A 26,349-nucleotide genomic window follows, 5' to 3' on the forward strand; every position below is an offset into this window, starting at 1 on the left:
AAATCCCTTTTCGGACTTCTCTGCATCCCACTCAGACTTTTAGCCCTGCGGCGTTCATCAGCAGGCGAAACAGCAGGCTGATGGCGGCCAGCGTCAGTACGCTGCCTCCCCAGAGCGCGATCAGCCACAGCAGACGTTTAGGCCAGGCAGTATGCATCAGTGATATCCCTCCCCGGGCTGAACTTTGCCGCGGAACACGTAATAGCTCCAGCAGGTGTAGCCAAGAATGACCGGAATAATCAGCAGTGCGCCCACCAGCATAAAGCCCTGGCTTTGCGGGGGAGCGGCAGCCTGCCACAGCGTGATGGCCGGCGGGATAATATGCGGCCAGATGCTGATCCCCAGTCCGCTAAAGCCGAGAAAGACCAGGCCCAGCGTCAGCGTGAAGGGCGAAACATGGCGGTCGCGCTGATGCAGCGTGCGCCACAGCCAGCCGCTGATGAGGATCACCAGCAGCGGCACCGGCAGCAGGAAATAGAGATTCGGCAGGCTGAACCAGCGGGCGGCAATTGCCGGGTGCGCCAGCGGAGTCCACAGGCTGATGACGGCAAACACCGCCAGCAGGGCAACCAGCAGCTGCCGCGATGCGCTTCGCATGCGCTGCTGCAGCGCGCCTTCGCTTTTCATCACCAGCCAGGTGGCGCCGAGCAGCGCATAGGCCACGCACAGCCCGAGTCCGCAAAACAGGCTGAACGGGGTCAGCCAGTCAAACATGCCGCCGCTGAAGCTACGGCCGCTGACCGGGAAACCGTTGATCACCGCCCCGACCACCACGCCCTGGCTGAAGGTCGCCAGCAGGGAACCGCCAAAAAAGGCACGGTCCCAGAATGGCCGGTGCGACGGCGTGGCCTGGAAGCGAAACTCAAAGGCGACGCCGCGAAAAATCAGGCCGATCAGCATCAGGGTCAGGGGGATCGACAGGGCGTCGATTATCACCGCGTAGGCGAGGGGAAAAGCGCCAAACAGACCAGCGCCGCCCAGTACCAGCCAGGTCTCATTGCCATCCCACACCGGGGCGACGCTGTTGACCATTACGTCGCGCTCGGTGCTGCCCCGTACTGTGCCGAACAGCATCCCGATGCCCAGATCAAAGCCATCCATGACAATGTACATCAGCGTGGCAAAGACGATAATCACGAACCAAATCACCGATAATTCGATACCCATTAGCGGGACTCCTTCTGCAGATAACCTTCAGTGGCGGCGGACAGCGGGCGGGCTGGCGTACCGGTTGTCGCGGGCTGCACCTCCTGCGGCCCCTTGCGGATCAGGCGCAGCATATAGCTGTAGCCGACGCCGAAGACGGCGCTGTAGACCACGATAAAGGTCAATAAACTGACCGACATATGCAGGTCACCGTGGGCGGAAACGGCGTCAGCAGTGCGCTGAACGCCATACACCACCCATGGCTGACGGCCCACTTCGGTGGTCACCCAGCCGGCGAGAATAGCAATCAGTCCTGAAGGGCCCATCCATAGCGCAAAGCGCAGAAATGGCCGGGAATGGTACAGTCGGCCGCCGCGACGCAGCCACAGGGCCAGTACGCCGAGCAGGAGCATTAGCATGCCAAGACCGGCCATCAGGCGAAACGACCAGAACACCACGGTAGCGTTCGGGCGATCCTCAGGAGCGAACTCCTTCAAGGCCGGCACCTGTTTATCAAGGCTGTGGGTGAGGATCAGGCTGCCCAGGGCCGGGATCTCAAGCCCGTAGCGGGTGCGCTCCTGCGCCATATCAGGCCAGCCAAACAGCAGCAACGGCGTTGCCTCGCCCGGCGGGTTTTCCCAGTGGCCCTCAATGGCGGCTATTTTCGCCGGCTGGTGTTTCAGGGTATTCAGACCATGCATATCGCCGATCAGCGCCTGGACGGGGGCAACCAGCAGCGTCATCCAGAGCGCCATCGAGAACATCTTACGGATCGCCGGCGACTGATTGCCGCGCAGCAGATGCCAGGCCGCCGAGGCGCCGACAAACAGCGCGCTACTGAGAAACGCCGCCACTGTCATATGCAGTAAGCGGTAGGGGAACGACGGGTTAAAGATCACTGCCAGCCAGTCGACGGGCACCACCTGGCCGTCAACGATCTCAAACCCCTGCGGGGTCTGCATCCAGCTGTTGGAGGCGAGGATCCAGAAGGTCGAGATGATGGTGCCCAGCGCCACCATGCAGGTGGCGAAAAAATGCAGCCCCGGCCCTACCCGGTTCCAGCCGAAGAGCATCACCCCGAGAAAGCCCGCTTCCAGAAAGAACGCTGTCAGGACTTCATAGGTCAGCAGGGGGCCGGTAATGCTCCCCGCGAACTGAGAGAAACCGCTCCAGTTGGTGCCGAACTGATAGGCCATCACCAGCCCGGAAACCACCCCCATGCCGAAGTTGACGGCGAAGATTTTCGACCAGAAGTGGTACAGCGAGCGCCAGGTGGGATTTTTGCTTTTTAGCCACAGACCTTCGAGTACCGCCAGGTAGCTGGCCAGCCCAATAGTAATGGCGGGAAAGATAATATGAAATGAGACCGTAAAGGCGAATTGAATTCGCGCAAGATGGAATGCATCAAGACCGAACATGCAGGACTCCACTACAAAATTGATTCAGCGCAATTTTAGGCAGGGTGGTGGCTGGGGGGCAGAGGCAGTCGCGCCATTTTTTATCATAACAGTTGGCCTCTGTTATGATTTTTCACCTCGCGTCCCAATCATCGGCCGGTACGAATAAATACCGATGGGGTGGGTCGCTTAACCAACAGACCAGCGGAGATTTGGCCGTTATCCCGGGAGCGGTTGATCGGCGGACTCGGCCGCCGGCACGGCACTGTTTCTGGCCGGAATAATATATCCCGAATATCACGCGTTACTGTATTAATTCTTGCGATAATGCACAACGAGTTTTAGCGTCATTTATTCTCACGCATTAGTATGAGAATAAGTAAAAACGCTGAGCGGGTTAATCGTAAATTAAATAATAATAAATTGTCGACTCCGTGGGTAATTTGTACTGTATGCGCTCGGGAATAAATAAAAAGGAATGCCCATGTCTGAAAAAGGATTACAGAGTTTGTGCATTACGCTCGGCGTGATGATTATCTTCTGGTTTGCGTTAATCTCACTATTCTGGGTGGTGATATTTTAAACCTATCCCGTGCTGTGACGGGACGCGACTGCCGCTGCAGATATAACAGCTACAGCAAACTATGATTTTTTTATAACTGATATATGATAATGGGAGGTTATCGTACGGGGACGGCCGCAATGAAAAAGTATCAACAGCTGGCGCAACAGCTGACCGAACAGATCGCGCTTGGCGTCTGGTTGCCTGGCGATCGGCTGCCGTCGCTGCGCGAGCAGGTGATCAGCAGCGGCATGAGCTTTATGACCGTCAGCCATGCCTATCAGCTGCTGGAAAGCCAGGGGCGCATCGTCGCCCGTCCGCAGTCGGGTTATTATGTCGCCCCTCAGCCGGTGAAGCTTAGACAGCCGGCGCCGCCTGCCCAGGTGACCCGCGATGAAGCTGTCGATATCAATACCTATATCTTTGAGGTGCTACAGGCCAGCCGCCAGGCGTCGATGCTGCCCTTTGCCTCGGCCTTTCCGGACCCGCGTCTCTTCCCGCTGCAGCAGCTTAACCGCTCGCTGGCGCAGGTGAGCAAAACCGCCACCGCCATGAGCGTCATTGAGAACCTGCCGCCGGGCAATGCGGAGTTGCGGCACGCCATTGCCCGACGCTATGCCCTGCAGGGGATGAACATCTCGCCGGATGAGATCGTCATTACCGCCGGGGCGCTGGAGGCGCTTAACCTCAGTCTGCAGGCAGTGACCGAGCCGGGCGACTGGGTGGTGGTGGAAAACCCCTGTTTCTACGGCGCCCTGCAGGCGCTGGAGAGGCTGCGCCTGAAGGCGCTGTCGGTGGCGACCGACGTCAAAGAGGGCATTGACCTGACGGCGCTGGAAGCGGCCCTGCAAAATTACCCGGTCAAGGCCTGCTGGCTAATGACTAACGGACAAAACCCGCTCGGCTTCACCCTTAGCGCCGAAAAAAAAGCGGCGCTGGTGGCGCTGCTGGCGCGCTATAACGTGATGCTGATAGAAGATGATGTCTACAGCGAGCTTTACTTTGGTCGCGAGAAACCGTTACCAGCGAAATACTGGGACCATCAGGATATGACGCTGCACTGCAGCTCATTTTCAAAATGTCTGGTGCCCGGGTTTCGTATCGGCTGGGTGGCGGCCGGCAAACAGGCGCGGCGGATCCAGCAACTGCAGCTGATGAGTACGCTCTCCACCAGCTCGCCGATGCAGCTAGCCCTGGTGGATTATCTGTCCACCAAGCGCTATGACGCCCACCTGCGCCGTTTGCGCCGCCAGCTGGCGGAGCGTAAACAGCTGGCCTGGCAGGCGCTGCTGCGCCATCTGCCGCCAGAGGTTATCGTCCACCACAGCGACAGCGGCTACTTTCTGTGGATTGAGCTGCCGGAAGGGGCCGACGCCAGTGAGCTAAGCGCCCGGGCGCTGGCCTCGCACATCAGCATTGCCCCAGGAAAAATGTTCTCCACCTCCGCCAGCTGGACCTCATTTTTCCGTTTTAATACCGCCTGGGGCTGGGGGGAACGCGAAGAGCAGGGGGTGAGGCGGTTGGGTGAACTTATTCGTGAGCAGCTTACCTGACGACTCAGGCTATTTTCCGTCGCCATCAACTCTCGGGAAAAATAAACGAGGGTGAGTTTTTATTGAGGCCGGTCATTATTTTACCGGCGCTCATCATAGGAAATACGCATACCCCTCCTTTTTCTCTAACTCGTTGTCTATAATCCATAAAGTCCTGCTTGTGTTGGCGATTTTTGCGTAATGCGTCCCGGGTCACAACCTGAATAAATTCCCCAGGGGGCGTTAATCCGCTGACTACCCTTATTTCAGGAGATATTTTTACGGCACGGCTGCCGCTAATTACCTTGTGACAGGAGTAACACCTGATGAGCAAAAAATTTGCCCGTTGCAGCCTTTATGTGCTGAGCATGGCCTGTTTGACCGTGCAGGCGGCAGAGCCACTCACCTCGCTGGATAAACCGGAAGGGCGGCTCGATATTATTGCCTGGCCGGGGTATATCGAACGCGGCCAGACAGACAAGCAGTACGACTGGGTCACTCAGTTTGAAAAAGAGACCGGGTGTCAGGTTAATGTCAAAACCGCCGCTACCTCTGACGAGATGGTCAGCCTGATGGCCAAGGGGGGCTACGATCTGGTGACCGCGTCGGGCGATGCCTCGCTGCGTCTGATCATGGGCAAACGCGTTCAGCCGATTAATACCGCGCTGATTGCCGGCTGGCGCACCCTCGATCCACGCATTGCGCAAGGGGCATGGTTTAACGTCGGCGGTAAAGCCTACGGCACGCCGTATCAGTGGGGGCCGAACCTGCTGATGTACAACACCCGTGTATTCCCGACGCCGCCGGACAGCTGGAGCGTGGTCTTCGTTAAACAGAACCTGCCGGACGGCAAAACCAATCAGGGACGCGTGCAGGCCTATGATGGCCCGATCTATATCGCTGACGCCGCGCTGTTTGTCAAAGCCACCCAGCCGCAGCTGGGGATCGAAGATCCCTATCAACTGACCGAAACCCAGTATAACGCGGTGCTGAAAGTACTGCGCGACCAGCAGCCGCTGATCCATCGCTACTGGCATGACGCCACCGTACAGATGAACGACTTCAAAAACGAAGGGGTGGCCGCCTCCAGCTCGTGGCCCTATCAGGCCAACGGCCTGAAGGCTGAAGGCCAGCCCATCGCCACCGTGTTTCCGAAGGAGGGGGTGACCGGCTGGGCGGATACCACCATGTTGCACAGCGAAGCGAAGCATCCGGTCTGCGCCTACAAATGGATGAACTGGTCGCTCACGCCGAAGGTGCAGGGCGATGTGGCGGCGTGGTTCGGCTCGCTCCCAGTGGTGCCAGAGGGGTGTAAAGCCAGCGCGCTGCTCGGTGACAAAGGCTGTGAAACCAACGGCTATGACCAGTTTACCCGGATCCATTTCTGGAAAACGCCGGTTGCCGAAGGCGGGAAATACGTACCCTACAGCAGATGGACTCAGGACTATATTGCGATAATGGGCGGCCGCTAAGGACGGGAGGCAGACAATGACGTACGCGGTCGAGTTTCAGAATGTATCGCGCCTGTACGGCGATGTGCGGGCCGTAGATGGGGTTAGCATAGGCATTCGCGATGGGGAATTTTTCTCGATGCTGGGGCCCTCCGGTTCGGGTAAAACCACCTGCCTGCGGCTGATTGCCGGTTTCGAGCAGCTCTCCGGCGGCACCATCCGTATTTTCGGTCAGCCGGCCAGCGAACTGCCGCCCTGGCAGCGGGATGTGAATACGGTGTTCCAGGACTATGCGCTGTTTCCCCATATGTCGATCCTCGACAACGTCGCCTACGGCCTGATGGTCAAAGGCATGGCGAAGAAAGCGCGCCATGCCCGCGCCCAGGAAGCGCTGGAAAAGGTGGCCCTTGGCTTTGCTCATCATCGTAAGCCTTCTCAGCTCTCCGGCGGCCAGCGGCAGCGGGTCGCTATTGCCCGGGCGCTGGTGAACCAGCCGCGGGTGCTGCTGCTCGATGAGCCGCTGGGTGCGCTGGATTTGAAGCTGCGCGAGCAGATGCAGGTGGAGCTGAAAAAGCTGCAGCAGTCGCTGGGGATAACTTTTATCTTCGTGACCCACGACCAGAGCGAAGCGTTGTCGATGTCAGACCGCGTGGCGGTGTTTAACAATGGGCGCATCGAACAGGTGGATGCGCCGCAGGATCTCTATCTGCATCCGAAGACCGCGTTTGTCGCTGGCTTTGTCGGCACCGCCAACGTTTTTGAAGCCGAGGCGGCCCGGCGATTGTGCGGCATGCCGGGTAGCTGGTCGCTGCGTCCGGAGCATGTTCGCCTGCAGGGCGGCGGCGAGGTTCAGGTTCAGGGCGTAGTGCAGGCGGTACAGTATCAGGGGGCGGCGACGCGGATTGAGCTCAGGCTGGCGGAGGGGGACAAGCTGCTGGTCAGCCAGGCGAATATCGATGGCGCGGCGGCAGCCAGCGCCCCGCGAATGGGGCAAACGGTGCTGGCGTCATGGTCGCGGTCGGCGATGACCCCGCTGGAAAGCGGAGGCTGAGATGACCATGGCGATGATTCCTGCGCAGGCCGGGCGCGTATCCGGGATCTTCTGGCGTCGGCCAGCATTGGGCCTGTTTTTACTGCTGCTCGGGCCGCTGATGTGGTTTGGTATCGTCTATCTGGGATCGCTCCTGACCCTGCTGTGGCAGAGTATTTATACCTTTGACGACTTCACCATGTCGGTGACCAGCGACTTTACGCTGGCCAACCTGCGGGCGCTGTTCAATCCCGCCAATTACGACATTATTGTCCGTACCCTGGTAATGGCCCTGAGTGTGACGCTCGCCAGCGCCATGCTGGCGCTGCCGATGGCCTGGTACATGGCTCGCTATACCAGCGGCAAAATGAAGGCTTTCTTTTATATCGCGGTGATGCTGCCGATGTGGGCCAGCTATATCGTCAAAGCCTACGCGTGGGTACTGCTGCTGGCCAAAGATGGTGTGGCGCAGTGGTTTCTGGGCCATCTTGGACTGGAAGGGGCGCTGAATGCGCTTCTGACCGTCCCGGCGATCGGCGGCAACACCTTGTCCACCTCCGGGCTGGGACGCTTTCTGGTGTTCGTCTACATCTGGCTGCCGTTTATGATCCTGCCGGTGCAGGCGGCGCTGGAGCGCATTCCGGGCTCCTTGCTGCAGGCGTCGGCCGATCTTGGCGCCGGGCCACGACAGACCTTCCGCTATGTGGTTCTGCCGCTGGCTATCCCTGGTATTGCCGCCGGATCGATTTTCACCTTCTCGCTGACGCTGGGCGACTTTATCGTGCCGCAGCTGGTCGGGCCGCCGGGGTACTTTATCGGCAACATGGTCTACTCGCAGCAGGGGGCGATAGGCAATATGCCGATGGCGGCGGCGTTCACCCTCGTGCCGATCGTGCTGATTGCCCTTTATCTGGCGTTCGTGAAACGTCTGGGAGCCTTCGATGCACTCTGAACGCGCACCCTGGTATCTGCAACTGGCGACCTGGGGCGGCGTGGTGTTCCTCCACTTCCCGCTGCTGATCATTGCCATCTATGCTTTTAATACGGAGGATGCGGCCTTCAGCTTTCCGCCGCAGGGGCTGACGCTACGCTGGTTTAGCGAGGCAGCAGGGCGTAGCGATATTCTCGAATCCGTGACGTTGTCACTTAAAATTGCCGCCCTGTCGACGGCCATTGCCTTAGTACTTGGCACGCTGGCTGCAGGTGCCCTGTGGCGCAGCACTTTTTTTGGTAAGAATGCGGTATCGCTACTGCTGCTGTTACCGATCGCCCTGCCGGGGATCATTACCGGCCTGGCGCTGCTGACGGCGTTTAAAGCCGTCGGTCTCGAGCCGGGGCTACTGACCATTGTGGTGGGGCACGCGACCTTTTGTGTGGTGGTGGTCTTTAACAACGTCATTGCCCGCTTTCGTCGGACCTCGTGGAGCCTGGTGGAAGCCTCGATGGACCTGGGCGCGACCGGCTGGCAGACCTTTCGCTACGTGGTGTTGCCCAATCTGGGATCGGCGCTGCTGGCGGGGGGAATGCTGGCCTTCGCCCTGTCGTTTGATGAAATTATCGTCACCACTTTTACCGCGGGGCATGAGCGAACATTGCCGCTGTGGTTACTGAATCAGCTGGGGCGGCCGCGCGATGTGCCCGTCACCAACGTTGTCGCGCTGTTGGTGATGCTGGTAACGACGATACCAATCTTAGGGGCCTGGTGGCTCACCCGCGACGGCGATAACGACGCCGGAAACGGGAAATAAAACCATGAAACAGGATAATGCTATGCAACACAACCTTTTGATAAACGGTAAGTTAGTGGCAGGTGAAGGCGAAAAGGTGCCGGTATACAACCCTGCGACCGGCGATGTGATCCTGGAGATTGCCGAAGCGACAGCGGCCCAGGTCGATGCCGCCGTTGAGGCGGCGGATCGGGCGTTCGATGCCTGGAGCCAGACAACGCCGAAAACGCGCTCGGAATGCTTGCTGAAGCTGGCGGACGCTATCGCGGCGCAGGCGGAGACCCTGGCGCAGCTGGAGTCGCTGAACTGTGGCAAGCCGTTGCACTGCGTGATTAACGATGAGATGCCGGCCATTGCGGACGTCTTCCGCTTCTTCGCCGGCGCCGCCCGCTGCCTGCCGGGAATGGCCGCCGGAGAGTATCTCGAAGGGCATACCTCAATGATCCGCCGCGACCCGGTGGGCGTGGTGGCCTCTATCGCCCCCTGGAATTATCCCCTGATGATGGCGGCCTGGAAGCTGGCCCCGGCGCTGGCGGCAGGCAATTGCGTGGTGATAAAACCCTCGGAGATCACCCCCCTGACGGCGCTGAAGCTGGCGGAGCTGGCAAAAGATATCTTCCCCGAAGGGGTGATCAACGTGCTGTTTGGCCGCGGCAAAACGGTAGGCGACCCGCTGACCTCGCATGCCAAAGTGCGAATGGTGTCGCTGACCGGGTCGATTGCCACCGGCGCCCATATCATCAGCCATACCGCCTCGTCGATCAAACGCACCCACATGGAGCTGGGCGGCAAGGCGCCGGTCATTGTTTTTGACGACGCGGATATCGATGCGGTAGTCGACGGGGTACGAACCTTCGGCTTTTATAACGCCGGCCAGGACTGCACGGCTGCCTGCCGGATCTACGCTCAGCAGGGTATTTACGACCAACTGGTGGAGAAACTTGGGGCGGCGGTGGCCAGCCTGAAAATGGGTGCGCCAGAGGATGCCTCTACCGAGCTGGGACCGCTGAGCTCGCTGGCGCATCTTGAAAGGGTTAGTGCCGCAGTGGAAGCCGCAAAGGCACTACCGCATATTAAGGTGGTCACCGGCGGTCGCCGGGCTGACGGCGCGGGCTATTACTTCCAGCCGACGCTGCTTGCCGGCGCCCGGCAGGAAGACGCCATTGTGCAGCGCGAAGTGTTTGGCCCGGTGGTCAGTGTGACGCCTTTCAGCGATGAAGCGCAGGCCCTGAGCTGGGCGAATGATTCCCAGTATGGTCTGGCGTCCTCAGTATGGACGAAAGATGTAGGCCGTGCCCACCGGCTTAGTGCCAGGCTGCAGTATGGCTGCACCTGGGTCAACACCCACTTTATGCTGGTGAGCGAAATGCCGCACGGCGGCCAGAAACTGTCGGGCTACGGAAAGGACATGTCGATGTATGGCCTTGAGGATTACACGGTGGTCCGCCATGTCATGGTTAAGCATGGCTAAAGCATTGACCCTTTAGTGGCTGGCGATGATTGCGCGACGGTTGTGTTAGTTCGCTAATAGTCACAATGGCAAAAATTGTCAAAACTCTACGAGGGGGATATGAGATTATTCTGATGCCCCTTCAAGAGCTAAGCCAATGTGAGTGCCGGAGATAAGCGCCGGATGGGGTCCGCCAGTCACCCTGGGCGCGTCGCGCCCGGCGGGTGAGGCGACAGCGTCGCGGTTCGCGACCGTATACTGGCCTCTGCCTGTTGGCAGGGGCTTTTTTATGCCCGCCGCATCGCGGGATGAAGACCGAATGACCATCAGGAAACGCATCGTCTGGCCGCCATTCAGCGCTTGGTTTTTTTGCTCGGTAAACTGGCGCTACGACGGTCACGAATATAGGAAATAAGATTATACACCGCCGCGACCAGCAGGATCAGCGCGATGACCAGCGTGATGATTCCGGACATATCCACCTCGAAATATAAAAAGCGCCCTGGCGCCAAAACATTACTAATAGTTATGAATGTAAGTATTATCTGAATGGAAGGCAAATGATATTTGTTGTCATTTAGCGCTATTTTTGGCGATTAACCGCGAGATCCACAATGAAGGGGTTATGTAACAACGGCTTGTAGCGGCCTTTTATCGTATTAAGATGGAGGCCCTGCGCGGAATATCGCATTTTTGGTGAATGCGGCGACAATCTTTTCCCCCTGAGAACGGGGACATATTATCTTTATCAGACCAATGGAATTGCCCTGAACCGAAATTATTTCACGGCTATAAATAAGGATTTAATATTTGCTGTTATTGCATGATATTTGTTCTGAATATTAAATATTCCGTGAGTCCGGCCAAAATGCGGGCTGCAGGCGGGTTGCGGGTGCTCCCGGGTTTGACTTTCCGTCGCTGCTCATGCGATCATTTAGCGCATATTAGGTTTTAACGTTGATGTCGTTGTGAAAATTTTGGCTTTTATTCTGCTGGCTATCGGCGCTGTGACGCTGAGCTATGGTAACGCCCCGGCAAAACGCATTCAGGGCTGTGAGAGCGCGGGAGTGGGGCAGGCCGTCTGCGCTGCCGCCGAATGGGATAGCGAACAGATGAATTTTCTGCCGCACTATAACCCGGAGCTTAATAAGGTTATTGCGGCAGGCCAGGCAACACCTGTCGCTTATAACCTTTATAATATCGCCCGTGTTCGCGCGTAAAAAAGCAGCCCCTGGGGGCTGCTTTTTTAGGTTTCGTTGCTGAGTAAAATCATTAAAACCAGCCAAATCTCACGGACAGCAGGCTGATAAGTACGCACGCGGCGCAGACATTAATCAGAATGACGGTTTTGCTGGAGACATCCATAACGCCACCTTAATGAGTAAGTCCATAAAGGTATAGTACGGCGCCTGCGGTTGCGCTATCGGATTAAGACGAATCAGGCTTTATTCTCAATATTCAGCCCGTTTCAGAATTTGTTATACAGGTATCTCTGAATCACGACGTCATGGCAGATAATCATCCCACCATGGAACGCCCCTCAGGGAAGGAAGAGTAAGAATGACGTTATATCAAAAAATGCTGGTGTTTTACGCCATTATGGGCGTGATATGCGCCGTGATTAGCTGGTTTTTGACCAAAGAGAGCCGGGTGATCCGCCTGCTGGCGGCCCTGTTGATCGGCGCCACCTGGCCGTTCAGCTTCCCGATGGCGCTGCTCGTCTCGCTGTTTTAACCCCAGATGCCGGACGGCAGAAAAGGGTGGCGGAAAGGGTAAGGTTACTGTATAAAAAACCAGTAATTTTATCATGGAGGCATACAGGTGAACGGTTTCTTTTCTTCCGTCGCAGGCGCCACGCTGCGTTGGCTCGATCTTCCGGGAGATGGCCTCCCGGTGGTGTTTATCCACGGTCTCGGCTGCGCGTCATCCTACGATTATCCCCGCGTCGCCAGCGATCCTGCGCTGAACGGACGGCGTAAAATACTCATCGATCTGCCAGGCTTCGGCTACAGCGATAAACCGCACGACTTTAGTTACAACATACATATTCAGGCGCAAGTCGTGGAGCAGCTACTTAACCATCTGCGCCTGCAGCGCTTCGCGCTGTTCGGTCATAGCATGGGAGGAAGCATCGCCATCGAAGCGGCGAGGCTGTTGGGCGAGCGCGTGACCACGCTGCTGGTCTCTGAACCCAATCTGTTTGCCGGCGGCGGTGAGTACAGCAGGCGCATTGCGGCGCAGACAGAGGCGGCCTTTATTGCCGAAGGCTATGCCAGAATGCTGGCTGAGGAGCGCTCGCCATGGGCTGGCTGTTTGCAAAACAGCGCGCCCTGGGCCGTCTGGCGGGCCGCCAGCAGCCTGATGCGTGGCAGCGATACCCCCTGGTTTAGTCAGCTCTGCCAGCTGCACTGTCAAAAAAGGCTCATCGTCGGTGAGCTCTCCCTGCCTTATGCCGATATTGACCTGGCTGAGGCGCAAGGGATCCCGGTCGGGATTGTGCCCCGCGGGGGACACTCGATGGCGTGGGAGAATCCGCAAGGGCTGGCGCAGATCATCGCCAGCCAGGGTTAAAAGAATACCGGTTCAGAAAGGGAGTTCGCGGGGCTGGGTCTGGAGTGTTATCCAGCGCAGCTCGGTGAATTCCGCGATGCCGGCCCGCCCCCCAAAGCGGCCATAGCCCGAGGATTTGCAGCCGCCAAACGGCATTTGCGCTTCATCATGCACCGTTGGGCCATTGATATGGCAAATGCCCGTTTGCAGACGTTGCGCCACGTTCCACGCTCTGGCGCTGTCGCGGCTGTAGACCGCAGCGGAAAGACCGTATTCACTGTCGTTGGCCACCGTCAGCGCCTCTTCTTCATTCTTAACCCGAATAATCGCTTTTACCGGGCCGAAGGACTCTTCGTTCCACAGCCGCATCTCGCGGGTCACGCCGTCCAGCAAGGTCGGCGCCATGTGGGTATCGCTGGCTTTACCACCGGTTAGCAGGCGAGCGCCTTTGGCTAACGCATCGTCGATTAAGGCGTTGCAGCGGATGATGGTGTTCATATCAACCACCGGCCCCGTCAGGCTGGCGGGCAGGGCGGCGGCGCGCCTGGCCAGCAGCGGGATAAACACCTCTGCTACGGCGTTGTCGACAATAATGCGCTCGGTGGACATGCAGATCTGGCCGGCGTTGGCGAAGGCGCCAAAAACCGCGCCCGCCGCCGCTTGCTCGATATCAGCATCGTCCAGCACCAGCAGCGGCGCTTTACCGCCGAGCTCCAGCACCGCCGGTTTAAGATATTGCCCGCAGGTGCGGGCGATAATCCGCCCCACCGGCGTGGATCCGGTAAAGTTAACGCGCCGCACCGCCGGGTGGGCGATAAGCGACTCCACCAGCGCCGGCGCATCTTCAGGCGCACAGGTAAGATAGTTCACCACCCCCGGTGGGAAGCCCGCCGCGTCAAGGGCGTCGATAATCAGTCCCTGAGTGGCCGGCGACAGCTCCGCGCCCTTGAGGATCACTGCGTTGCCGCAGGCCAGCGGCGTTGCCAGCGCCCGGGTAGCCAGAATCAGCGGTGCGTTCCACGGCGCCATGCCCAGCACCACCCCCGCCCCCTGGCGGACGCCCATCGCCAGGTTGCCCGGCACGTTGGAAGGAATAATTTGCCCTTCAATTTGGGTGGTCAGCGCCGCCGCTTCACGCAGGATATCGGCCGCCAGATGAACGTTAAAGCCGGCCCAGTGCGCAGTCGCGCCGGTCTCCGCCGCCATGGCGGCGATAAATTTAGCCTCCCGCAACAGCATATGTTCCGCCGCGTCGAGCAGTAAACGGCGTCGTTCCGCCGGAGAGGTATCACGCCACAGCGGGAAGGCTTTGGCCGCGGCTTCGACGCAGCGTTTGCCGTCGGCGAGACTGGCGGCCGCGGCCACCGAGGCGACGTCGTCGTGGGCCGGGTGGCGTCGGGTAAAGGTGCGGCGGCCTTCGGCATCGTGCCACTGGCCGTCAATGTACAGATTGCAGGTGATTGTCATGGTGGAAACCTCTTGTTCTGCGGTTCCCCCAGTGTACCGGGCACTACTGACAGTGAGCGTGAGCAGGGCGGTTATCGCACATTTTTTTGCAGGAATTATGTGTGGCTCACAACATCCCGACACTTGCTGGCGTAAAAAACAGCGCTACGCCGATTAAACCAGCGATTTCAGCGTGATTTGCATAAGGTGATAGCCATTGATTATTTGCCGGGGGCGGGCGCCTGTGCTGATATTACGGTTCTTATAATCAATAATCAGGACTTATAACCATGTCTACAGGGAAAACCACGCTGGCGCTGCTGCTGAGCGCACTGCTGCCGGCCGGCGCCGCCTGGGCCGCAGGCAATGACACACTGGTCTACTGCTCAGAAGCCTCTCCGGAGTCCTTTAATCCGCAAATCGCCAGCTCCGGCCCGTCGTTCGTCGCCAGCTCGCAGGTGCTGTATAACCGCCTGGTCACCTTTGACCCGGTGAAGAACACGCCGATCCCGTCGCTGGCCACCGAGTGGCACGTCTCTGAGGATGGCAAAACCTGGACCTTTACTCTGCGTCAGGGGGTGAAGTTCAACAGCAACAAATTCTTCAAACCAACCCGCGATTTTAACGCCGACGACGTCCTGTTTTCCGTGCTGCGCCAGATGGATCCTCAGCATCCCTATCACAAGGTGTCGCAGGGGAACTATGAGTACTTCCACGACGTGGGCCTCGATAAGTTGATTAAGTCGGTGAAAAAGGTCGATGACTATCACGTCCAGTTCGTGCTTAACGAGCCGAACGCGGCGTTTCTTGCCGACTGGGGCATGGACTTCGCCTCTATTCTGTCGGCGGAGTATGGCGAGGCGATGCTGAAGAAAGGGACGCCGGAGAATGTTGATAACTGGCCTGTCGGTACCGGGCCGTATGCCCTGCAGCAGTATAAAGTGGATTCCCAAATCCGCTATATCGCCAATCCCCACTACTGGGAAGGCGAGGTGCCGACTAAGCACCTGATCTTCTCCATTACGCCGAACGTCGAGACCCGTCTGGCGAAACTGCAGACCAACGAGTGCCAGATTATTCCTGCGCCTTCGCCGGTTCAGTTCCCGGTGATTAAGGGCAATAAAGATCTGGCGCTGCATGCGGTTGAGGCGCTGAATGTCGGCTATCTGGCGTTCAACACGGAGAAAAAACCGTTTGATAATGTGCTGGTGCGCCAGGCATTAAACTATGCCACCGACAAGCAGGCGATCGTCAAGGCGGTATTCCTCGATTCCGGCAGCGTGGCGAAATCACCGATCCCGTCGACGATGCTCGGGTATAAGAAAGATCTCCCGGACTATGATTACGATCCGCAGAAAGCCAAAGCGCTGCTCAAGCAGGCGGGTCTGGAGCAAGGAGCGGAAGTAACCCTGTGGTCGATGCCGGTCCAGCGTCCGTACAACCCGAACTCGAAGCGGATCGCCGAAATGATCCAAAACGACTGGGCTAAAGTGGGCGTCAAAGCGAAGATTGTCAGCTACGAATGGGGCGAATACCTTGCCGGTATGCGCAAAGGGGAGCACGACAGCGCCCTGTATGGCTGGATGTCGGACAACGGCGACCCGGACAACTTTGCCGGCACGCTGCTCAGCTGTGATAATATCCAGACCGGCTCCAACGCCGCTCGCTGGTGCGATAAGTCCTATGACGCGCTGGTGAAGAAAGCGCTGCTGGTGAGCGATCCGCAGGCGCGTGCCAAACTCTATGAACAGGCGCAAGAGATCTTCTACCAGCAGGCGCCGTGGATCACCCTGGCGACCGGCAAGACCTTCTATGCCACCCGTAGCAACGTCAGCGGCTACCGCGTGAGCATGATGGGGAGCGATTTTTCCAAAGCGAAGCTGAATTAAGCGAAAGGAGAACCGGATGGCACATCTGGATGAGGTTATCGTCAAAGTCGATGACACCCTTGCCGAGGGCGTTATCACTCATATGAATGAGCTGCTGATCGCCCTGAGCGATGATCCACAACTCAGTCGTGAGGAACGCTATACCCAGCAGCAGCGCCTGCGCACTGCCATCGCCCACCATGGGCGACAGCATCAGGAAGAGCAGGACGCACGCCGCGAGCAGCTGACGAAAGGCGGCGCGATCCTCTGAAGATGCGCTCAGAACTGGCGCCTGGCCACCAGCCAGGCGCCCACCACCAGCATCACCGCGCCGCATACCGGCCCGATCAGCGCCCGCACCGGCACGCCGTGGGCGCGAACTAAATCCATGATCAACCCGCCAACCAGCTGGCTGGCGACCAGTACCGCAATGGTGGTGGCCGCGCCCACGGTCTGATAGCCGCTGATGCTGGCGAAGACGAAAAAGGACCCCAGCAGGCCGGGGATCAGCGTCCACCACTTCACGCTCAGGGCCAGCTCCTGAAAGCCGGCGACGCCCTGGCGCAGCAGTAACATCGTCACGAAAATAACGATCCCCACCAGCGAATTGAGCAGCATGGCGATAAGGATCGTCGACGCCGACTGGGTGATGCGCACCATCAGGGTATTCTGCACCACGAGACCAACGCCGGCGGCGACCAGACAGGCGAGGGTGAGCGATGCATTCATGCCTTGCCGTCCGGGTCCTGACGCTCATCCAGCTGCAGCTGCATAAAGGTGAGATCCAGCCAGCGACCAAATTTGGTTCCTACCTGCGGCATCTGCCCGGTGGTGATAAAGCCCAGCGTTTCATGCAGATGCAGCGAAGCGTGGTTCTGCGATTCAATACCGGCGACCATCACATGTTTATTCAGCCGACGCGCTTCGGCGATCAGCGCAACCAGCAGTTTGCGACCCAGCCCTTTCCCCTGATGATCGGGGTGAACGTACACCGAATGCTCCACGGTGTGGCGGAAACCGTCAAACGCGCGCCAGTCGCCAAACGAGGAATAGCCGGTGATGACGCCGTTTTCCTCGTTCACCAGCACCGGAAAGCCGGCCAGCTGGCGGGCTTCAAACCACGCGATACGGTTGTCGGTATCCACGGTTTTATCATTCCAGATGGCGGCGGTATGCACGACGGCGTGGTTATAGATTTCGGCGATCGCTGCACAGTCGTCTTTAATGGCAGGGCGGATGGACATAGCAAACCTCAGTTTTTTGTACACTATAGTAGTACGATATTATTACAATAATGAACATCGCGCTGTCATCCGTTTTCCGCATAATTTTTACGGATGACCCGGTAAGCACGCGGCCCGACGAGCAGTTGTGTAATGGGTGGGTGCACACTATAGTATTACGTTATGAATACTATAGAAGACAACCTCAATCAGCGCATCAGTGCGCGCATCCGCATCGAGCGTGAGTCCCGCGGTTGGTCGCTGAACGACCTCGCCGAACGGGCCGGCGCCTCGCGGGCGATGATCCATAAAATCGAGCGCGGCGAAAGCAGCCCGACGGCCTCGATGCTGGGCCGTCTTTCCGGCGCCTTCGGCATCAGTATGTCGACGCTGATCGCCCGGGCGGAAATGCAGGAGGGTAAGCTGCTGCGCTTTGCCAGCCAGCCGGTGTGGCACGACCCGCAAAGCCACTATCTCCGCCGCCACGTCTCGCCGCGCAGCGATCTGCCGATAGATCTGGTGCAGATTGAGCTGCCGCCCGGCAGCGATGTGCCCATGCCGGCCTCTTCCTATGCGCTCGCCCGCCAGCTGATCTGGCTGCAGCAGGGCGAGCTGGTGTTCGTCGAAGGGACTACCCGTCATGAGATGCAGAAGGGGGATTGTCTGGAGCTTGGCCCGCCCAACGATTGTCGCTTTATCAATGAATCCGCGGAGACCTGCGTCTATCTGGTGGTTCGCCTTAATCAATCGCCATCCGGCTCTTAATGGTAAAGCACGTTGCGCATAAAGCAGCTAGCCTCAGTACTGTCTGCTAACAAGAGGAGTTTGCTATGACAGATCAACCGCAACGCCATCGCCGCTGGGTACTGGCTTCCCGCCCCCATGGTGAACCGACGGCAGAGAATTTCCGCCTGGAAGAGAGCGAGGTGCCGACGCCGGGGCCGGGGCAGGTTCTGCTGCGTACCGTTTTTTTATCGCTCGATCCCTATATGCGCGGGCGCATGAGCGACGCGCCTTCTTATTCGCCACCGGTGGCCATTGGCGCGGTGATGGTGGGAGGGACCGTGAGTCGCGTGGTCAGCTCAAATCATGCCGATTATCAACCCGGCGACTGGGTGCTGGGCTACAGCGGCTGGCAGGATTATGAACTCTCCGACGGCAACGGACTGGTGAAGCTGGGTGACGACCCGCAACACCCGTCCTGGTCGCTGGGAGTTCTGGGGATGCCGGGCTTCACCGCCTACATGGGATTGCTGGACATCGGCCAGCCGAAGGCGGGCGAAACGCTGGTGGTCGCTGCGGCGACCGGGCCGGTTGGCGCCACGGTCGGACAGATCGGCAAAATTAAGGGCTGCCGCACCGTCGGCATCGCTGGAGGCGCGGAGAAGTGTCGGTATGCGGTTGAGACGTTAGGCTTTGATGTCTGCCTTGACCATCGTGCGGATGATTTTGCCGAACAGCTGGCCCAGGCCTGCCCGCAGGGCATTGACGTTTACTACGAAAACGTCGGCGGCAAGGTTTTTGACGCGGTGCTGCCGCTGCTGAATACCGCAGCGCGGGTACCGGTCTGCGGGCTTGTAAGCGGCTATAACGCCACCGGTTTGCCAGACGGACCGGATCGTCTGCCGCTGCTGATGGCGACCATCCTCAAGAAGCGCATCCGGATGCAGGGCTTTATTATCGGCCAGGATTACGGGCATCGGATCGCGGAATTCCAGCAGCAGATGGGGCGCTGGGTGCAAGAGGGGAAAATTAAATATCGCGAACAGCTGATCGACGGTCTGGATCAGGCGCCGCAGGCGCTGATCGGCCTGTTGAAAGGTGAGAACTTCGGTAAAGTGGTGATCCGCGTCGCGGCCGACGACTAGTCCGGCGGATCCAACTTACTCTGCCCCTTTTCCCGTGAGGGAAAAGGGGCATGGGAGGCGTGTCAGGCGTAAAAGGTTAACCGCTGGGCGAGCAGATCGACAAAGGCTTCACGGTCGACATCCAGCATCAGGGTAGTATTGGGCCGATTGCCGGTCAGATGGTAGTAATCGACCACCGTCATCCCCTGGGTATATTTTCCTTCCGTTTCCACGCCGACCCAGCGTTCGATAGTGGTGAAGATCTCCGGCTTGAGGAGCCAGGCGATGGTGCAGGGATCGTGCAGCGGCGCGCCGTCGAAGCCCCACTTTTCATCCTTGTGGTAGGCCATAAAGAAGTCGAGCAGCTCGGCGACAATGGTCGACACCGGATTGCCAATCTGGCGGAATCGCTCGATATCGGCGGGAAGGATTTGCGCCCGATGCGTAACATCCAGCCCCGCCATCACCACCGGGATCCCGGACTGAAAGACCATTTCCGCCGCCTGCGGATCGACGAAAATATTAAACTCCGCCGCCGGCTGCCAGTTGCCCAGCCCCATTGCGCCCCCCATGATCACGATGCGGGCGATTTTCGCGTGCAGCTCCGGGTGGCTGGCGAGCAGCAACGCCACGTTAGTCTGCGGCCCGGTGGCCACCAGAGTCACCGGCTCCTGGCTTTCCCGCAGCACCCTGGCCATCAGCTCGACGGCGGTGCAGTTCTGCGGGGCAAAGGTTGGTTCCGGCAGGCTCGGGCCATCCAGTCCGCTCTCGCCGTGCACGTTATCGGCGATGATCAGATCGCGCATCAACGGCTTCCACGCGCCGCCGGCCACCGGGATATCCGGCCGGTTCAGCAGCGTCAGCATACGCAGCACGTTGCGCAGGGTCTTCTCCGGGGTCTGGTTGCCCGCGGAAGCGGTGACGGCTTTCACCTCCAGCTCCGGCGAGGCGAGGGCGAGGACCAGGGCGATCGCGTCATCATGTCCCGGATCGCAATCAATCATCATCGGCAGTGCCATAGCAGCTCCTTGTTGGCGTTGTTCTGTGACCAGACTAACGCTGCGAGGCGAGGCAGACGAGATGGTGTGCAGAATAGTGTGATGGAGGCCACGATTGCTGCGATGGCATCGCGTATCGTCAGGCGATCGTCGGCAGTCATATTGCCTCACCTTGCGATGGCGCAAGCTGGCGCCCGCCGCGGCGCGATATAATAGAAAAATTGCTAATCCTTACGGATATTAATGGTTTGCTTTTCGGTGAGCGGATTCTTATCCTTAAGAAAACTCGAGAGGTTATTACGATGAAAGATGTAGTAGATAAATGCAGCACCAAAGGCTGCGCCATTGATGTCGGGACGATCATTGATAACGAGGACTGCGTCTACCGGGCTGAGAAAATGTTCCCGAGCCGCGAAGAAGCGGAATCCACCGTAGCCGCTGTGCGCGAACGTGCTGCCGCCGCGGCGCCGGCCAGTGAACCGCCGCAGGTCGATTACACCATCGCCGCCGCTGGCGACGAGGTTAAACTCGATCTCGCCATCGCTTTCTCCTGCCAGGCGGAAAAGATCATTTTCGAGTTATCCCTGCGAAATCTGCTTTAACCCGCGTCCGTGGGGAAAACGCCACATCGTTAAGCCTTCCCCGCCAATCACCGCCGGCGGGGAAGGGGCGTGTTATTCGAAGCGCCAGGCGAGGTTCAGGCCGATGCCGTAGTTGCGTCCGGGAGCAGGCTCGTAGTAGCGCCCGTTGGACTCATTAACGATAACGGACCCGACGTACTCCCGGTCGAAAAGGTTGTCGACGCGGCCGAACAGATCCATGTCCATCCTGCCGTAGCTCCATTTATAGCCAGTCGTCAGGCCAACCACCGTCCAGGAAGGCGCTTTAGCCGTGTTTTCGTCATTGGCCATGATGTCGCTCATGTAGCGAATATCGCTGCCGGCGTACCAGCCCTGCTCCGGCTGATAGCCAAAGGAGGCGTAGCCCATATTGCGCGCGATCCCCGGAATGCGGTTGCCGTTGCAGCTGGCGTCATCGCAGACGTTAGTGCGATAGGTCGCGTCCAGCCAGGTCCAGGCCGCCTTCAGACGCCAGCTCTCGCCAAACTGCTGATCCAGCCCCAGCTCCATCCCCTGACGACGGGTCTTGCCGGCGTTTTTATAGCTGGTGCGCCCGCCGCTGCTGCTGTCGACCACGATCTCATTATCGGTATTGGTCTGGAACAGGGCGGCGGTGAGCAGCCCATTGCCGAGCCGCGTCTTACTGCCGATCTCCACTGTGTCGTTGGTGGAGGGCTTCAGGCCGAAATTAAGGCCGCTCTGGTTATCGGAGCGGTATGACAGTTCGTTAATGGTCGGCGTCTCGAAGCCGCGGCCAGCGGAGAGGTAGACGTTCCACGCGTCGGTCAGAGCATACTTCAGCGAGCCTGCGGGCAGCCACTTGTGATAGCTGGCATCACCGCTGTCATCGCCATTGCCTGGGGTGATGTAGTAGTCATTCGAGTCGAACCATACTGAGCTGTAGCGAACCCCGGCATCGAGCGAGAGTTTGTCCGTTAACTGCCACTGGGTCTGCAGGTAGGGGTCGATGTTCCACATCAGGTTGCGTTCGTTACGGCGCAGCGCACCCTGTTCGCCATACTGCGGCGCGCCGTTGACCATCACAAAGTTTTCATACCCTTTACGGCGCTCGCTCATGTTCTCGTAATCGAGACCGGCGGTCAGGGTGACGGGCACCAGCAGCTCTCCGCGATGGGTCAGGCGGGTATCGATTCCCTGGTAGTGACGGGTGAGATCGATCACCCCGCCGGCATGGCTCGGTTTCAGCTGCGGCGTGCGCGGGATCGACTGGAACTGCGTGGTTTCACGTTCACCGGTGTACATCATGACGCTGAGATCGTCCTGGGCGCTCAGCTGGCGCTCATAGCGCAGGCCGGCCTGGGTCTGCCGGGTATTCTTGCGGGTATTATACTGGTCGCCGCGCGGCGACTGGCGCGGGTTATCGCGCCATTCGTCGGCGGTTAAGCCGCCGGCGTCATTGGCTTTGATATCCACGCTGTTCAGCAGCAGCGTCAGCTTACTGACATCGTTGATGCGCACCCCCAGTCGGGCGTTCGCCAGATTTTTGCGTGCGCCGCTGTGATCGCGATAGCCATGAGTGGTGAAGCGGTTGGTCGAGACCGTGTAATCCACATCGCCTGCATGGCTGCCGTCGCCAACGGCGCCAGTGGCCTTCATCCCGTAGTGCCAGGTACCGAAGCTGCCATAGTAGCTGCTGGCTTCCACGGTGGGCGGCTGGGTGCCGGTCTGGCTGGTGACGTTGATCACCCCGCCGGACGAGTTACCGTACAGGGCAGAGAAGGGGCCGCGCAGCACCTCAATGGTGTCGACGCTGCCAATATCGATATTCGAGGTCTGCCCCTGGCCGTCGGGCATGGTCGCCGGAATGCCGTCTACATAGATGCGTAGCCCGCGCACGCCATAGGTGGAGCGAGAGCCAAACCCGCGAATCGACAGTTGCAGATCCTGGGCATAGTTTTGCCGGTTCTGCACCTGCAGGCCCGGTACGGCGCCCAGTGATTCAGAGAGATTGACGCGCGGTGCGGCCTGGCGCATTTCATCCCCATTGACCACGCTGACGGCGGCGGGGGTATCCAGTTCAGAAACAGTGGTTGGCGCGGCGGTCACCACCATGGTTTGTTCATCAGCGGTCTGGGCCGCGGCAATCAGCGGTAGCAGCAGCGCCGGCAGGGCGGCGTGACGCACGGACAGGATTTTCATCGATAGTACTCGGGAGACGAACCAAATGGAACATATGTAGATATGTTACCCCGTTTGTAAAACATTTGAAAATTATTAACCGCCGTTGGTTAACGGATAGTGCTTCTTGCTGATGAATTTACCGAACAACAACAATTAGCGCTCCACTTTGAGATAAATAATGATTACTATTCGCATTCAAAAATAAGGGTAAAGCCAGGACTTTACCGCCGGAAGCGATGTCGGGTCAGCACATACTGGTTTATCAAAGGGAGTCGTCATGTCACTACGTCATTTTGCCGCGCCGCGTCTGCGCCATTCACTGTTATTCACCTCTCTGCTGCTGGCAGGTAGCTTTAGCGCCCACGCTGCGGATGAGATGCTGCGTAAGGCCGTCGGAAAAGGGGCCTACGAAATGGCCTACAGCCAGCAGGAGAACGCGTTATGGGTCGCCACGTCGCAGAGTCGCTCACTGGACAAGGGCGGTATTGTTTATCGTCTTGACCCCACCACCCTGGACGTGACGCAGATTATTCACAACGATCTGAAGCCGTTCGGCGCTGCTATCAACCATGCCACCGGCACGCTGTGGTTTGGCAATACCGTCGACAGCACCGTCACCGCCATTGACGCCAAAACCGGCGCCGTGAAAGGGCGTCTGGTGCTGGACGAGCGTCAGCGCAGTGAAACCGTACGCCCACTGCAACCGCGCGAGCTGGCGGTCAATGAGCAGACCAACACGGTCTACATTACCGGTCTGGGCAAAGAGAGCGTGATTTGGGTGGTAGATGGCGCGACCCTGAAGCTGAAAACCACTATTACCGGCACCGGGGCAATGGCGACGGGTCTGGCGATCGATCCGCAGGCGAAACGCCTCTATACCACCAATGCCGACGGCGAACTGCTGACCATCGACAGCGAGAGCAATACCATTGTGTCGCGCAAGAAATTGCAGGACGATGGCAAAGCGCACTTCTACTTAAACCTGAGCCTTGATACCGCCGGTCACCGCGCCTTTATTACCGACAGCAAGCAGCCGGAAGTGCTGGTGGTCGATACCCGCGATGGTAAGGTGCTGGAGAAAATCGCCGCGCCGGAATCGCTGGCGGTGCTGTTTAACCCGACGCGTAATGAAGCCTATGTGACGCACCGTAAGGCCGGGGAAGTCAGCGTTATCGACGGTAAGCGCTACAAGATCGTGAAGACCTTTAAAACGCCGACTCACCCCAACAGCCTGGCGCTCTCTGATGACGGCAAAACGCTGTATGTCAGCGTGAAACAGGCTTCCAGCCGTGAGAAAGAGGCCACCGCGCCGGACGACGTGATCCGCATCGCGCTGTAAGATGCCCGGGGCGACGACGATCGGTCAAGGTCGCGCCCCGCATGCCGCCCGGCACCTCACCCTCTGTTACAAACGCGTATTGGCCTGATAAACCAGATGGTTATACACTTAACGCTTTCCCGCCTTGCGCGGGCAGTGGTAATCAGTGGAGATAAAATGAAAAAGCCATTTATGGTGATTTGCGCCGGTGCGATGCTGGCGCTGCTGGCAGGCTGTTCGTCCAACTACGTTATGACCACCAAAAGCGGTCAGACGATCGTCACCCACGGCAAGCCGCAGCTGGATAAAGAAACGGGGATGACCAGCTATATCGATGAGTCTGGTAATAAGCGGGAAATTAACAGTAGCGACGTGTCGCAGCTGGTTGAGGATAACTAAATCCTGACCTCCCGGTTTGTCCGTCGCGGGCAAACCGGGAGTCCTGCCAGTTACTTCCTGAGCGTCGGCGCCGTACTGTGGATCGCATGCACGCGTTTACGCACGCCAAACCAGCCAGCTACCAGCAGCACCGCCAGCAGTGGAATTGAGCCAATGGTGTAAGTGCCGTTCGGATAATCGAAGGCCATCAGCACCAGCACGCTGAACAGGAACAGCAGCGTCAGCCAGGAGGTGAATGGCGCCCCCGGCATTCTGAAGCTCACCTTCGCCGCTTTTCCTTCCTTGATCGCTTTGCGCAGACGCATTTGACACACCACGATAAAGCCCCAGGAAGCAATGATCCCCAGCGACGCGACGTTAAGCACGATCTCAAACACCTGCGACGGCACCAGATAGTTGAGGAACACCCCCACCACATACACCGCCAGCGTCGCCAGGATCCCGGCGTAAGGGACGTGGTGACGGCTCATTTTCGACATAAACTTCGGCGCGGAGCCCCCCATCGACATGGAACGCAGGATACGTCCGGTGCTGTAGAGGCCGGAGTTGAGGCTGGAGAGGGCGGCGGTTAACACCACGATGTTCATTACGCTGCCGATATACGGTACGCCCAGTTTGGAGAAGAAGGTGACGAACGGGCTCTGTCCTGCCTGGTAGGCGCTCCACGGCAGGAGCAGCACCAGCAGCACCACCGAACCGACGTAGAACAGGCCGATACGCCAGATCACGCTGTTGATGGCCTTCGGTACCATCGACTCCGGATCTTTACACTCACCGGCCGCGGTGCCCACCAGTTCAATGGAGGCGAAGGCAAAGACCACGCCCTGCACCAGCACCAGCGCCGGCAGAAGGCCGTGAGGGAAGAAGCCGCCGTTATCGGTGATCAGATGGAAGCCGGTGGCATTGCCGTCCAGCGGCTTACCGGAGCCGAGGAAAATGGTGCCGACCACGAGGAACGCAACGATCGCCAGCACTTTGACCAGCGCGAACCAGAATTCCATCTCGGCGAACCATTTTACGCCGATCATGTTCATGGTACCGACGATTGCCAGCGCGCCAAGGGCGAAGACCCACTGTGGCACATCGCCAAACGCGCCCCAGTAGTGCATATACAGCGCCACGGCGGTGATATCGACGATCCCGGTCATGGCCCAGTTAACGAAGTACATCCAGCCGGCCACGTAAGCGGCCTTTTCACCGAGGAATTCCCTGGCATAGGAGACGAAGCTGCCGCTCGAGGGGCGGTGGAGAACCAGTTCGCCGAGGGCGCGAAGAATAAAGAAGGAGAAGATGCCGCAGACCAGATAGACCAGTGCGAGCGCTGGCCCTGCCATTTGTAAACGTGCCCCGGCGCCGAGGAACAAACCGGTACCGATAGCGCCGCCGATGGCGATCATCTGTACCTGACGGTTGCCCATCGCTTTGTGATAACCCGCTTCATGTGAGTTGAGCCAGTGGCGTTTCGCAGCATGGTGCTCCGCTGCAGTGTCGTGTTTCGTATTCATTGATGTATCAGTTTCCTGTCAATGCCCATGTTTGCAGCCGGAGTGGATGACGGCTGGCACATTATGCTGGCTTTCTCATCATTCTGACGTAGGAGATAAGCTCAGACATGGCGCTGAATCCTACACGTAACGTAATAG

The 26,349-nt window shown here is 58.7% G+C and carries 28 protein-coding genes; 17 read left to right on the forward strand and 11 right to left on the reverse strand.

The window, feature by feature from the left end:
• Positions 1-31 precede the first annotated feature (31 nt).
• The 3 genes from DTA24_RS13445 to DTA24_RS13455 are packed head-to-tail and all read right to left on the reverse strand — an operon-like array spanning position 32 to position 2,564.
• A complete protein-coding gene (locus tag DTA24_RS13445; protein WP_012541556.1) occupies positions 32-157 on the reverse strand; it encodes a DUF2474 domain-containing protein in 126 nt (41 codons plus the stop codon).
• Positions 157-1,167 (reverse strand): cytochrome d ubiquinol oxidase subunit II, encoded by a 1,011-nt coding sequence (gene cydB / locus DTA24_RS13450; RefSeq protein ID WP_012968067.1) that lies wholly within the window; start codon positions 1,165-1,167, stop codon positions 157-159. The genes DTA24_RS13445 and cydB overlap by 1 nt, the downstream gene beginning before the upstream one ends.
• Complete coding sequence (locus DTA24_RS13455) at positions 1,167-2,564, reverse strand: cytochrome ubiquinol oxidase subunit I (RefSeq protein WP_008804678.1); 1,398 nt, start codon at positions 2,562-2,564, stop codon at positions 1,167-1,169. The genes cydB and DTA24_RS13455 overlap by 1 nt, the downstream gene beginning before the upstream one ends.
• A 681-nt stretch (positions 2,565-3,245) precedes the next feature.
• Between DTA24_RS13455 and DTA24_RS13460 the strand changes: the two genes are divergently transcribed.
• The 6 genes from DTA24_RS13460 to patD all read left to right on the forward strand — a co-directional run bounded on the left by DTA24_RS13460 (position 3,246) and on the right by patD (position 10,316).
• The gene (locus DTA24_RS13460; protein ID WP_008804679.1) at positions 3,246-4,658 is read left to right on the forward strand and encodes a PLP-dependent aminotransferase family protein; all 1,413 of its coding nucleotides are present in this window, start codon (positions 3,246-3,248) and stop codon (positions 4,656-4,658) included.
• A gap of 305 nt (positions 4,659-4,963) precedes the next feature.
• On the forward strand, positions 4,964-6,109 hold the full coding sequence (ydcS, locus tag DTA24_RS13465; protein ID WP_008804680.1) for a putative ABC transporter substrate-binding protein YdcS: 1,146 nt from the start codon (positions 4,964-4,966) through the stop codon (positions 6,107-6,109).
• Between the two features lie 16 nt (positions 6,110-6,125).
• A complete protein-coding gene (locus tag DTA24_RS13470; protein ID WP_008804681.1) occupies positions 6,126-7,139 on the forward strand; it encodes an ABC transporter ATP-binding protein in 1,014 nt (337 codons plus the stop codon).
• A 1-nt stretch (position 7,140) separates the two neighbouring features.
• On the forward strand, positions 7,141-8,070 hold the full coding sequence (locus DTA24_RS13475) for an ABC transporter permease (RefSeq protein WP_012541559.1): 930 nt from the start codon (positions 7,141-7,143) through the stop codon (positions 8,068-8,070).
• Complete coding sequence (locus tag DTA24_RS13480; protein WP_008804683.1) at positions 8,060-8,866, forward strand: ABC transporter permease; 807 nt, start codon at positions 8,060-8,062, stop codon at positions 8,864-8,866. Before DTA24_RS13475 ends, DTA24_RS13480 begins: the two co-directional genes overlap by 11 nt.
• A gap of 22 nt (positions 8,867-8,888) precedes the next feature.
• Positions 8,889-10,316 carry an aminobutyraldehyde dehydrogenase gene (gene patD, locus DTA24_RS13485; protein ID WP_012541560.1) on the forward strand — a complete coding sequence of 476 codons (1,428 nt, stop codon included), beginning with the start codon at positions 8,889-8,891 and terminating at the stop codon, positions 10,314-10,316.
• A 332-nt stretch (positions 10,317-10,648) separates the two neighbouring features.
• Here patD and DTA24_RS28165 read toward each other — a convergent pair whose 3' ends face one another.
• Complete coding sequence (locus DTA24_RS28165; protein WP_004175940.1) at positions 10,649-10,771, reverse strand: small membrane protein; 123 nt, start codon at positions 10,769-10,771, stop codon at positions 10,649-10,651.
• A gap of 492 nt (positions 10,772-11,263) precedes the next feature.
• On the opposite strand from DTA24_RS28165, the gene DTA24_RS13490 reads away from it, so the two are divergent.
• Positions 11,264-11,515: a hypothetical protein gene (locus DTA24_RS13490; protein ID WP_012968072.1), complete on the forward strand. Its 252-nt coding sequence runs from the start codon at positions 11,264-11,266 to the stop codon at positions 11,513-11,515.
• 52 nt (positions 11,516-11,567) lie between these two features.
• On the opposite strand, the gene yncL is transcribed toward DTA24_RS13490, so the two are convergent.
• Positions 11,568-11,660: a stress response membrane protein YncL gene (gene yncL, locus DTA24_RS13495; protein WP_012968073.1), complete on the reverse strand. Its 93-nt coding sequence runs from the start codon at positions 11,658-11,660 to the stop codon at positions 11,568-11,570.
• A gap of 195 nt (positions 11,661-11,855) precedes the next feature.
• On the opposite strand from yncL, the gene DTA24_RS13500 reads away from it, so the two are divergent.
• On the forward strand, positions 11,856-12,029 hold the full coding sequence (locus DTA24_RS13500; protein ID WP_008804686.1) for a GhoT/OrtT family toxin: 174 nt from the start codon (positions 11,856-11,858) through the stop codon (positions 12,027-12,029).
• Between the two features lie 87 nt (positions 12,030-12,116).
• Positions 12,117-12,866 (forward strand): alpha/beta fold hydrolase, encoded by a 750-nt coding sequence (locus DTA24_RS13505; protein ID WP_012968074.1) that lies wholly within the window; start codon positions 12,117-12,119, stop codon positions 12,864-12,866.
• A gap of 12 nt (positions 12,867-12,878) precedes the next feature.
• Here DTA24_RS13505 and DTA24_RS13510 read toward each other — a convergent pair whose 3' ends face one another.
• Positions 12,879-14,312: an aldehyde dehydrogenase gene (locus tag DTA24_RS13510; RefSeq protein ID WP_012968075.1), complete on the reverse strand. Its 1,434-nt coding sequence runs from the start codon at positions 14,310-14,312 to the stop codon at positions 12,879-12,881.
• 269 nt (positions 14,313-14,581) lie between these two features.
• Here DTA24_RS13510 and DTA24_RS13515 point away from each other — a divergent pair, with 269 nt between their 5' ends.
• Together DTA24_RS13515 and DTA24_RS13520 are read left to right on the forward strand one after the other, a co-directional pair.
• Positions 14,582-16,180, forward strand: coding sequence for an ABC transporter substrate-binding protein (locus DTA24_RS13515; RefSeq protein WP_022064846.1), 1,599 nt, complete (start codon positions 14,582-14,584; stop codon positions 16,178-16,180).
• Between the two features lie 16 nt (positions 16,181-16,196).
• Entirely contained in the window at positions 16,197-16,430 is a 234-nt protein-coding gene (locus DTA24_RS13520) for a YdcY family protein (protein ID WP_008804690.1), read from the forward strand.
• An 8-nt stretch (positions 16,431-16,438) separates the two neighbouring features.
• Here the strand turns inward: DTA24_RS13520 and DTA24_RS13525 are convergent, their stop codons facing one another.
• Positions 16,439-16,888 carry a DMT family transporter gene (locus DTA24_RS13525; RefSeq protein ID WP_008804691.1) on the reverse strand — a complete coding sequence of 150 codons (450 nt, stop codon included), beginning with the start codon at positions 16,886-16,888 and terminating at the stop codon, positions 16,439-16,441.
• Positions 16,885-17,403: a GNAT family N-acetyltransferase gene (locus DTA24_RS13530; RefSeq protein WP_012541564.1), complete on the reverse strand. Its 519-nt coding sequence runs from the start codon at positions 17,401-17,403 to the stop codon at positions 16,885-16,887. The genes DTA24_RS13525 and DTA24_RS13530 overlap by 4 nt, the downstream gene beginning before the upstream one ends.
• Positions 17,404-17,565: 162 nt before the next feature.
• Here DTA24_RS13530 and DTA24_RS13535 point away from each other — a divergent pair, with 162 nt between their 5' ends.
• Together DTA24_RS13535 and DTA24_RS13540 are read left to right on the forward strand one after the other, a co-directional pair.
• Entirely contained in the window at positions 17,566-18,147 is a 582-nt protein-coding gene (locus DTA24_RS13535; protein WP_008804693.1) for a helix-turn-helix domain-containing protein, read from the forward strand.
• A 65-nt stretch (positions 18,148-18,212) separates the two neighbouring features.
• Entirely contained in the window at positions 18,213-19,250 is a 1,038-nt protein-coding gene (locus tag DTA24_RS13540) for an NADP-dependent oxidoreductase (RefSeq protein ID WP_023340241.1), read from the forward strand.
• A 62-nt stretch (positions 19,251-19,312) separates the two neighbouring features.
• Here the strand turns inward: DTA24_RS13540 and rihA are convergent, their stop codons facing one another.
• Positions 19,313-20,248, reverse strand: coding sequence for a pyrimidine-specific ribonucleoside hydrolase RihA (gene rihA / locus DTA24_RS13545; protein WP_016161173.1), 936 nt, complete (start codon positions 20,246-20,248; stop codon positions 19,313-19,315).
• Here rihA and DTA24_RS13550 point away from each other — a divergent pair.
• Together DTA24_RS13550 and DTA24_RS13555 are read left to right on the forward strand one after the other, a co-directional pair.
• Entirely contained in the window at positions 20,210-20,440 is a 231-nt protein-coding gene (locus tag DTA24_RS13550) for a hypothetical protein (protein ID WP_046881534.1), read from the forward strand. The two genes, rihA and DTA24_RS13550, sit on opposite strands and share 39 nt — an antisense overlap.
• Positions 20,441-20,529: 89 nt before the next feature.
• Positions 20,530-20,829, forward strand: coding sequence for a DUF406 domain-containing protein (locus tag DTA24_RS13555; protein ID WP_008804696.1), 300 nt, complete (start codon positions 20,530-20,532; stop codon positions 20,827-20,829).
• 72 nt (positions 20,830-20,901) lie between these two features.
• Here DTA24_RS13555 and pqqU read toward each other — a convergent pair whose 3' ends face one another.
• On the reverse strand, positions 20,902-23,007 hold the full coding sequence (gene pqqU, locus DTA24_RS13560) for a TonB-dependent receptor PqqU (protein ID WP_164481332.1): 2,106 nt from the start codon (positions 23,005-23,007) through the stop codon (positions 20,902-20,904).
• A 259-nt stretch (positions 23,008-23,266) separates the two neighbouring features.
• Here pqqU and DTA24_RS13565 point away from each other — a divergent pair, with 259 nt between their 5' ends.
• Both DTA24_RS13565 and DTA24_RS13570 read left to right on the forward strand, forming a co-directional pair.
• Positions 23,267-24,328 carry a YncE family protein gene (locus tag DTA24_RS13565; RefSeq protein ID WP_008804698.1) on the forward strand — a complete coding sequence of 354 codons (1,062 nt, stop codon included), beginning with the start codon at positions 23,267-23,269 and terminating at the stop codon, positions 24,326-24,328.
• A gap of 156 nt (positions 24,329-24,484) precedes the next feature.
• Positions 24,485-24,706, forward strand: a complete 222-nt coding sequence (locus DTA24_RS13570) for a YgdI/YgdR family lipoprotein (protein WP_002906779.1) — start codon at positions 24,485-24,487, stop codon at positions 24,704-24,706.
• 50 nt (positions 24,707-24,756) lie between these two features.
• Here DTA24_RS13570 and ansP read toward each other — a convergent pair whose 3' ends face one another.
• Positions 24,757-26,211, reverse strand: a complete 1,455-nt coding sequence (gene ansP, locus DTA24_RS13575; RefSeq protein WP_123836878.1) for an L-asparagine permease — start codon at positions 26,209-26,211, stop codon at positions 24,757-24,759.
• Positions 26,212-26,349 lie beyond the last annotated feature (138 nt).

Origin of the sequence: Klebsiella sp. P1CD1 (genome assembly GCF_003790505.1) — a bacterium.
Taxonomy (GTDB): domain Bacteria; phylum Pseudomonadota; class Gammaproteobacteria; order Enterobacterales; family Enterobacteriaceae; genus Klebsiella; species Klebsiella variicola.